We start from the raw sequence: 8,665 nt of genomic DNA, 5'->3' as shown, positions 1-8,665 counted from the left end.
CCCCTACACCCAGGCGCTGCTGGCCGCGGTGCCGTCACCGGACCTGTCGCGGCGCCTCGATTTCACCGCGCTGATGGACGGCCGCGCCTCCGACCCCGCGGCATGGCCGGCGCCGTTCACCCTGCGGCCCGACATGCCGGGCCGGCTGGTCGAGATCGAGAAGGGCCATTTCGTGCGCGCCACCGAGGATCTGGCGATGGAGCTGGCGTCTTGATCCGGATCCTCGGCCTGCTGGCCGTCCTCCTGGCAGGCAGCATCGCCCCTGCCCTTGCCGCCGACCCGGTCCCGGCGCTGGTCGAAACGCCGATGTACGAGCAGGATGTCGCCGCCGGCAAGCTGCCGCCTGTGGCGCAGCGGGTGCCGCAGGTGCCCTCCGTGGTCGACATGACGGCCGGGGACAAGCAGCCGGGCAAGCCGGGAGGCGAGATCGCCTGGATGATCGGCCGAGCCCGCGACCTCCGGGTCATGAACACCTACAGCTATGCCCGGCTGGTCGGCTACGGCACCGACTTCAAGCTGCACCCGGACCTGCTGCTGTCCTACGACGTGCAGGATGAGAAGGTGTTCACTCTGCATCTGCGGCCCGGCCACAAATGGTCGGACGGCCAGCCCTTCACCAGTGATGATTTCCGCTTCGCCTGGGAGGATGTCGAACAGAACAAGGAGCTGTCGCCCTACGGCCCGGACACGCGGCTGCTGGTCGATGGCGAGGCGCCGAAGGTCGAGTATCCCGACGCGCTGACCGTGCGCTATTCCTGGTCCAAACCGAACCCGGAATTCCTGCCGTGGCTGGCCGGGGCCGCGCCGCTCTACATCTACGCCCCGGCGCATTACCTGAAGCAGTTCCACAAGAAATACGCCGATGCCAAGACCCTGGACGGGATGGTCCACCAGGCCGGGATGCGCAACTGGGTCGCCCTTTACAACCTGCGCAGCAAGCTGATCGATTCGGCCAATCCGCAATTGCCGGTGCTGGAGCCCTGGGTGGTCACCACGCCGATGCCGGCGGACCGCTTCGTCTTCGTGCGCAACCCCTACTATCACCGGATCGACAGCCAGGGCCGGCAGCTGCCCTATCTCGACCGCGTCATCGTCAATGTCGTCGAGCCCTCGCTGATTCCGGCCAAGGCCGGCGCCGGCGATGCCGACCTGCAGCAGCGCGGCCTGCGCTTCGACAACATCAGCTTCCTGAAGGCCGGCCAGCAGTCCGGGGCGTACAAGGTCCGGCTGTGGCCGACCGCGCTGGGGTCCGAGGTCGCGCTGTACCCGAACATGAACTGCACCGACAAGGACTGGCGGACGCTGAACCGCGACGTCCGCTTCCGCCGCGCCCTGTCGCTGGCGATCAACCGCGACGAGATCAACCAGGTGGTGTTCTTCGGCCTGGCCCGGCCGAGCCAGAACACCGTCCTGCCGGAATCGCCCTATTACGACGCCGCCGTGGCGACGGAGTGGACCGAGTTCGACATCGACAAGGCCAACGCCCTGCTGGATGAGGCCGGGCTGGGCAACCGCGACAGCGACGGTATCCGGCTGATGCCGAACGGCCGCCGGCTGGAGATCGTGGTCGAAAGCACGGGCGAGCGCACCATCGAGTCCGACATCCTGCAGCTGATCCGGGACAGCTGGGCCAAGATCGGCGTCGCCCTGTACACCACCCAGTCGCAGCGCGACGTGTTCCTGCAGCGGGTCTTTTCCGGCGAGACCGTGATGTCGGTCTGGACCGGCATCGACAACGCCCTGATCACGCAGACCACCCCGCCGTCCGAGCTGGCGCCGATCGACCAGAACTGGCTGCAATATCCGAAATGGGGCCAGTTCCTGCAGACCAAGGGCACCGCCGGCGAGAAGGTGGACGAGCCCTTCGCGCTGCAGTTGATGGCGCTGTACGACGAATGGCGCAGCACCACCGATGACGACCGGCGCGACGCCATCACCCGCGAGATGGTCAAGATCCAGGCCGACCAGGTGACCTCGATCGGCACGGTGCAGGGCGTGCTGGCCCCGATCGTGGTCAAGAACCGCCTGCACAACGTGCCCGACAAGGCGATCCTGTCCTGGGATCCCGGCGCGCATTTCGGCATCTACCGCCCCGATACCTTCTGGGTGGACCCATGATGGCAGGGACGGGCATAGCCCGCAGGGCGGGGCCACAATGCTGAGCTATATCGCCCGGCGCATCCTGGTGATGATCCCGACGCTGCTCGCGATCAGCTTCATCAGCTTCGCCATCATCCAGCTGCCACCCGGCGACTACCTGACCACCATGGTCAACGAGCTGCGCAGCCGCGGGGAATCGCTCGACCCCAACCAGATGCAGTTCCTGCGCGAGAATTACGGGCTCGACCAGCCGTTCCTGCTGCAATACCTGTCCTGGCTGGGCAACGCGCTGCGCGGCGATTTCGGCTGGTCCTTCGAATACAGCCTGCCGGTGACCGCCGTGGTCGGCGACCGCATGTTCCTGACCATCCTGCTGACCATCGCCACCACGATCTTCATCTGGGTGGTGTCGTTCCCGATCGGCATCTATTCCGCGACCCACCAGTACAGCGTCGGCGATTACGGGCTGACCTTCCTCGGCTTCCTCGGCCTGGCGACGCCGAACTTCCTGCTGGCGCTGGTGCTGCTGTACCTCGCCAACAAATGGTTCGGCGTCTCGATCGGCGGGCTGATGTCGCCCGAATTCATGGACCAGCCGATGAGCTGGGGCAAATTCGTGTCGGTGCTCGGCCATCTCTGGGTGCCGGTGATCGTCATCGGCACGTCAGGCACCGCTGCGATGATCCGGCGACTGCGCGCCAACCTGCTGGATGAGCTGCAGAAGCAGTATTACGTCACCGCCTTGGCCAAGGGCATGCGCCGCCGCCGGGCCCTGCTGAAATACCCGCTGCGCATGGCGCTGAACCCGTTCATCGCCGATATCGGCAACATCCTGCCGCACCTGATCTCCGGCGCCACCATCGTCTCAGTGGTGCTGAACCTGCCCACCGCGGGGCCGCTGCTGCTGTCGGCGCTGCAGAGCCAGGACATGTATCTCGCCGGATCCTTCGTGCTGTGGATGGCGGGGCTGACCGTGCTCGGCACGCTGGTCTCGGACTTGGCGCTGGCGGTGCTGGATCCCCGCATCCGGCTGTCGGGAGGGGCCGTGAAATGAGCGACGCAACCCTGCCCCCGTCCCGCGAGCCGGCGCACGACGCCGTCCACTACGTCAATCCGGCCGCCTGGGATCCCTACCAGGAAGCGCCGCTGACCAAGCAGCAGGAACGGTATTTCCTGGCGTCGCAGTGGCGGATCATGTGGTGGAAGCTGAAGCGCCACCGCCTGGCCACCATCTCCGGCTTCGTGCTGCTGCTGGCCTATCTCTCGATCGTGGTCAGCGAATTCCTGGCGCCCTACGGGCTGGACAGCCGCCACACCGGCCATATCTATGCGCCGCCGCAGCAGGTGCGGCTGTTCCATGACGGCAGCTTCGTCGGCCCGTTCGTCTACGGCTACCAGTATTCGCTCGACATGGATTCGATGCGGCGGGTCTACACCGAGGACCGGTCGCAGGTGCAGCAGCTGCGGTTCTTCTGCCACGGCGACGCCTACAAGTTCTGGGGGATGTTCGACGCCGATTTGCACCTGGTCTGCCCGGCCCAGGGCGGCACCTTCTTCCTGCTCGGCACCGACCGGCTGGGGCGCGACATGCTCAGCCGCATCGCCTATGGCGCCCGGATCTCGCTGACCGTCGGCCTGATCGGCATCACCGTCAGCTTCCTGCTCGGCATCAGCATCGGCGGCCTGGCCGGCTATTACGGCGGCTGGGTCGACAATGTCGTCAACCGGCTGATCGAGGTGATCCAGAGCTTCCCGCAGCTGCCGTTGTGGATGGCGCTGTCGGCGTCGTTGCCGGTAACCTGGAGCCCGATCCTGGTGTTCATGGGCATCACCATCATCCTCGGGCTGGTGGAATGGACCGGCCTGGCCCGGTCGGTCCGGTCGAAGCTGCTGGCGCTGCGCGAGGAGGATTTCTGCGTCGCGGCACAGCTGATGGGCGCGCAGCCGAAGCGCATCATCTTCCGCCACCTGCTGCCCAGCTTCATGAGCCACCTGATCGCCTCGGCCACGCTGACCATCCCGGGCATGATCCTGGGTGAGACGGCGCTGAGCTTCCTCAACCTCGGCCTCAGGCCCCCGGTCACCAGCTGGGGCGTGCTGTTGAACGAGGCGCAGAACATCAACGTCGTCGCGCTCTACCCCTGGCTGCTGCTGCCGGTGGTGCCGGTGATCATCGTCGTGCTGGCATTCCAGTTCTTCGGCGACGGCCTGCGCGACGCCGCCGACCCGTATCGGTAGCCCCGGCCGGCTGGCCTGTCTGGAAATGCGCCAGCCGACTCACGCCAGTAGTATTTACAGATAGGCCAGGGGCGGGCTGATCTTTTCGAGCCACAGACTGGTTTCGGGCGTGCCCTTGCGCAGCGGCAGCTGCCCGACCACGCCGGCGGCCAGCGCCGCCTGCATGCGGGTGGCGACGTAGTGGCTGGAGAACACCGGCCGGAAGCCGCCGCCGGTGAGCAGCGGCGCCACGATCTGCTGTTCGTTGTAGCCGCGCCAGCCCCATTCCGACGGGTACGGGTCCGGCAGGCAGATGTCGTGGATATGGACCAGCACGCCCGGCGGCAGGCAGGGCAGTACCTGGTTCACCAGGAAATCCACATCCGTGCCGGGCATGGCGATGTGGCTGGAATCGATGAACAGGATGTCGCCTTCGGCCAGGTCCCGATACGGCTCGGTCCCCGCCTCCTGCACCGTCTGCTCGAGATGGGTGACGCCGAGCTGGTCGATCGCCGCGCGCGGGGCCGGGTCGATGGCGGTGAATTCCATCGCCAGGTCGCCGTCGATCGCCGCCCGCACCATGAAGCGGGTGGAGTGGCCGGACCCGACCTCGACGATCCGGGCCGGCTGCCGCGCCCGCACCATGGAATAGGCCGCGGCGGCGTCGAGCCGGGCGAACCAGCCCTGCATCCAGCGCGGCTGCGGCGGCACCGATTCGCGCTCGGTCGCGCCGATGGCGAGCAGCGGGTCGCGATAGGATTCGATGACGTCGAGCACAGCCTGGAACACCGCCTCAGACGACCGGAACAACGCCTCATGCCCGGCATAGGGCGGGATCTCGTCCGGCACCTCGTCGGCATAGCTGCAGGGGATGAAGAAGCCCTTCGGCCGGCGGCCGAACAGCGTCGCGAGACCGAGGCGCCAGCGTCGCAGGCGGCGGCCGAAATCAGGGGGACTAGCCTGCATTTTTCACACTCGGTGCCTTCTGCGTCGCCTTGAGGCGAGTCGTATGCGGGGGCGGGACGCGAAGAGCGTATCGGGCCATACGGTCGAGCGGCCCGCCCCCGCAGGCGGCCGCCACAAGGCGACCCTCCGGGCCGGTTGAACATGTCGGCAGGGGGCGTCGAATGGCTTGCGCGATGTACCACATCGCGCTGCGCCACTCTCCTGCCCTGCCGGCATGTTGAACCGGCGCAGAAGGCGCCGAGTGTGAGAAATGCAGGCTGAAGCTCAAGGGTGCAACGTCATGCCTTCGTGGGCGACGAGCGTCCCCGGACGCCGGCGGTCGGCAGCATCCGCGATCCGGTCCATGAACGCATCATCGTGATTGGGATCGTGGTGGAACAGGACCGCCCGGCCGACGCCCGCCGCATCGGCGAGGCGAAGGGCCTCCTGCCAGGTCGAGTGGCCCCAGCCGACAAATCTCGGATACTCCTCATCCGTGAACATGGCGTCATACACCATGATGTCGGCACCGCGAACGAAATCGACGATCACCGGGTCCGGCCCGTCCGGCCGATGCTCGGTGTCGGTGATGATGCAGATGCTCTTGCCCCCGACATCGATGCGGTAGCCGCAGGCGAGGTTCGGGTGGTTGAGCCAGCAGGTGTTGAGCTTGATGCCCGGGAAGGGCTCCATCGGCACGCCGCAGTCGAAATCATGGTACTCGCAATCCTGGAAGACGCCGATCGGCACCGGGAACAGCGGCGCCATCATCGTCTCGCACAACACCGAGTAGATCGATTTGTTCTGCGGTTTCAGGTGCCCTGCCCAGAATCGCACCTTGCGGCCCTTGACGTAGGCCGGCTTGAAGAACGGCACGCCGCAGACATGGTCCCAATGGGTGTGGGTGAAGAAGACGTCCACATCCGGCCGCCCCTCCTCCATCAGCCGGTAGCCGAGGTCGCGAAGGCCGGTGCCGCCATCGATGATCAGCAGGTCGTCGCCCCGCCGGATCTCGATGCAGCTGGTGTTGCCGCCATAGCGCATGTTCGAGGTCGACGGGCAGGCGATGCTACCGCGTACGCCCCAGAACCGGAGCATCAGATCGCTATTCTTCGCCATCGGCGCGTCAGTCTGGCTCTCGGCGCGCGGGAACACCTCCGTCACGTCCGAGGACGCCGGCGGGGTGAACTCTCGCGCACCGACTCATGCAAGTCGAGGAAAAAGGTCTTTTCGACATCTTTGAGGTAAAGCACGAACCCAGCACCCGAGTCTGTGTCCACGATCACAGCCGCGCGAAGCGGGGCCGCGCCGGCACGCACGAGGCCGGGCATCGCCAGATGCGTCATCCCGATGCGGTTTCCCGTCATCCCGATGCGGTCCCCCGTCATCCCGATGCGGCTTGCCGTCATCCCAGCACGGCCTCCCCGCCGAAAGCATAGCCGCCGGGAACGGTCAGCAGCAGGGCCGGCCGTGCCGGGTCGGGCTCGATCTTGCGCCGCAGCCGGTAGATATGGGTCTCGACCGTGTGGGTGGTCACCCCCGAGGCATAGCCCCAGACGGCGCCGAGCAGGGATTCGCGCGACACCGTCGCCCCGTCCTGGCCGCGCAGGTGGCGCAGGATCGCCGCTTCCTTCGCCGTCAGCCGGATCTCGCGGCCATCGGCGATGCGCACCAGGCCGTGGCCGCTCGGGTCGAACCGGTAGGGGCCGAGATCGGGGTCCGGCCGGGCCTGGCCGCGCCGCACCAGCGCGGCGCGCAGGCTGGTCAGCAGGACGCCGATGCGGATCGGCGGGCGCAGCACGGCATCGGCTTCGGGGAACTGCTCCGGCCGGTCGCCGATGGCCAGGATCGGCCCGGCCAGCCCGGCCGCGCGCAGCCGGCAGCAGGGTGTCAGCGTCCCGGCGCCGGCCTCGACTCCAACCCCGGCCAGCCCATCATCGATGATCGCGGCATCGGCCATCCCGGCCGCCACCGCCGCGACCGCGGCATCGACATCGCCGACGGCCCGGGCGACGAAATCCGGCGACGCCGAGAACTGTTCGCCCAGCATCGCGCGCAACGCGCTGTTGCCGCAGGCGAGGAGAAGCCGTTTCCTGGTGTCGGTCGTGTCGGAGTGATCGCCCATTTCCAGGCAATCTAGCACGGCCTGTGGCCATGGCGACGGATTGGAACGGGGGCGGAAATGGATATCGTCGTGTCGGCCGAGGGTTGGGTCGATTGGGGGACCGGGCGGCGGCGCTGCGCCCTCGGGAAAGGCGGCGTGCGGCCGGACAAGCGCGAGGGCGACGGGGCGACGCCGGTCGGCCGCTTCCTGCTGCGCCGGCTGCTGGTCCGGCCGGATCGCGGCCCGGCCCCGGCGACCGCCCTGCCCTGCACCGCGATCGGGCCCGAAGACGGCTGGTGCGACGACCCGGTGGATCCCGCCTACAACCGCCCGGTCCGCCTGCCCCACCCGGCCCGGCACGAGCGGATGTGGCGGGACGATGCGCTGTACGACCTGGTCATCGTCATCGGCCACAATGACGACCCGCCGGTTGCCGGCCTGGGCAGCGCGGTCTTCATCCACCTGGCGCGGCCCGACTGGGGGCCGACCGAGGGCTGCGTCGCCCTCGCCCGGCCCGCCCTGGTCGATCTGCTGGCCGTCGCCCGGCGGGGCGACACGCTGGTGATCACGCCTCCGTAGGCGGGGGCGGCGGAACGCGGGCGCCGAACAAGGCGGTGCCGACCCGGACATGGGTGGCGCCGTAGCGGATCGCGGTCTCGAAATCGTCGCTCATGCCCATGCTCAGCACCGGCAGGCCCAGCTGCGCCGCCAGGTCGGCCAGCAGGGCGAAGTGCAGCGCCGGCGGCTCCTCCACCGGCGGGATGCACATCAGGCCGCGGATCGACAGGCCGCACTCCTCGGCGCAGAGCCGGTAGAAGGCCTCGGCCTCGCCGGGCGCCACGCCGGCCTTCTGCGGCTCCTCGCCGGTGTTCACCTGGATCAGGCAGTCGAGGCGGCGGCCGGCAGCGGCCATCGCCTCCGCCAGGCTGCGGGCCAGCTTCGGCCGGTCGACCGTCTCGATCACGTCGAACAGGCGCACGGCATCCTTGGCCTTGTTGGTCTGCAGCGGCCCGATGAGGTGCAGCTGCAGATCCGGCCGCGCCGCGCGCCGGCCGGCCCAGCGGGCCTCCGCCTCCTGCACCCGGTTCTCACCGAAGATGCGCTGGCCGGTGGCCAGGGCCGCCTCGATCCGATCTTCCGGCTGGACCTTTGACACGGCGACGAGGGTGACCGCCGCCGCGTCACGGCCAGCGGCGCGCGCCGCGGCGTCGATCCGGGTGCCGATCTCGGCGAAGTTCGCTGCAAGTGTGATGGCCGTCATAGTGCGACAATCCGGCACAACGATGCGGGATTGCAACG

At 68.1% G+C, this 8,665-nt stretch carries 9 protein-coding genes and 1 pseudogene; 5 read left to right on the top strand and 5 right to left on the bottom strand.

All coding sequences use genetic code 11. The features are described from left to right. From AC3XYG_RS31995 to AC3XYG_RS31980, 4 genes and pseudogenes are all read left to right on the top strand, one after another. Nucleotides 1-214: pseudogene (locus AC3XYG_RS31995) on the top strand (ABC transporter ATP-binding protein); the annotation flags it as partial. Continuing rightward, a complete protein-coding gene (locus AC3XYG_RS31990) occupies nucleotides 211-2,118 on the top strand; it encodes an ABC transporter substrate-binding protein (RefSeq protein ID WP_489143931.1) in 1,908 nt (635 codons plus the stop codon). The pseudogene AC3XYG_RS31995 and the gene AC3XYG_RS31990, both read left to right, overlap by 4 nt. Before the next feature lie 37 nt (nucleotides 2,119-2,155). After that, nucleotides 2,156-3,154, top strand: a complete 999-nt coding sequence (locus tag AC3XYG_RS31985; RefSeq protein WP_489143930.1) for an ABC transporter permease — start codon at nucleotides 2,156-2,158, stop codon at nucleotides 3,152-3,154. Next, nucleotides 3,151-4,338 (top strand): ABC transporter permease, encoded by a 1,188-nt coding sequence (locus AC3XYG_RS31980; protein WP_489143929.1) that lies wholly within the window; start codon nucleotides 3,151-3,153, stop codon nucleotides 4,336-4,338. The genes AC3XYG_RS31985 and AC3XYG_RS31980 overlap by 4 nt, the downstream gene beginning before the upstream one ends. A gap of 54 nt (nucleotides 4,339-4,392) precedes the next feature. Here AC3XYG_RS31980 and AC3XYG_RS31975 read toward each other — a convergent pair whose 3' ends face one another. The 4 genes from AC3XYG_RS31975 to AC3XYG_RS31960 form a co-directional block, all read right to left on the bottom strand. Further along, nucleotides 4,393-5,283 (bottom strand): class I SAM-dependent methyltransferase, encoded by an 891-nt coding sequence (locus tag AC3XYG_RS31975; RefSeq protein WP_489143928.1) that lies wholly within the window; start codon nucleotides 5,281-5,283, stop codon nucleotides 4,393-4,395. A 264-nt stretch (nucleotides 5,284-5,547) separates the two neighbouring features. Further along, nucleotides 5,548-6,381, bottom strand: coding sequence for an MBL fold metallo-hydrolase (locus tag AC3XYG_RS31970; RefSeq protein ID WP_489143927.1), 834 nt, complete (start codon nucleotides 6,379-6,381; stop codon nucleotides 5,548-5,550). 41 nt (nucleotides 6,382-6,422) lie between these two features. Further along, nucleotides 6,423-6,671 carry a hypothetical protein gene (locus AC3XYG_RS31965; protein WP_489143926.1) on the bottom strand — a complete coding sequence of 83 codons (249 nt, stop codon included), beginning with the start codon at nucleotides 6,669-6,671 and terminating at the stop codon, nucleotides 6,423-6,425. Then, the gene (locus AC3XYG_RS31960) at nucleotides 6,668-7,387 is read right to left on the bottom strand and encodes a winged helix-turn-helix domain-containing protein (RefSeq protein WP_489143925.1); all 720 of its coding nucleotides are present in this window, start codon (nucleotides 7,385-7,387) and stop codon (nucleotides 6,668-6,670) included. Before AC3XYG_RS31960 ends, AC3XYG_RS31965 begins: the two co-directional genes overlap by 4 nt. A 57-nt stretch (nucleotides 7,388-7,444) precedes the next feature. On the opposite strand from AC3XYG_RS31960, the gene AC3XYG_RS31955 reads away from it, so the two are divergent. After that, nucleotides 7,445-7,945, top strand: a complete 501-nt coding sequence (locus AC3XYG_RS31955; protein ID WP_489143924.1) for a L,D-transpeptidase family protein — start codon at nucleotides 7,445-7,447, stop codon at nucleotides 7,943-7,945. Here the strand turns inward: AC3XYG_RS31955 and AC3XYG_RS31950 are convergent. After that, nucleotides 7,932-8,627, bottom strand: coding sequence for a YggS family pyridoxal phosphate-dependent enzyme (locus AC3XYG_RS31950; protein WP_489143923.1), 696 nt, complete (start codon nucleotides 8,625-8,627; stop codon nucleotides 7,932-7,934). The two genes, AC3XYG_RS31955 and AC3XYG_RS31950, sit on opposite strands and share 14 nt — an antisense overlap. Between the last annotated feature and the right edge of the window lie 38 nt (nucleotides 8,628-8,665).

This window comes from Inquilinus sp., assembly GCF_057815775.1.
Note: the sequence above shows the minus strand (reverse complement) of the source record. Positions and strands in the feature narration are given on the sequence as shown.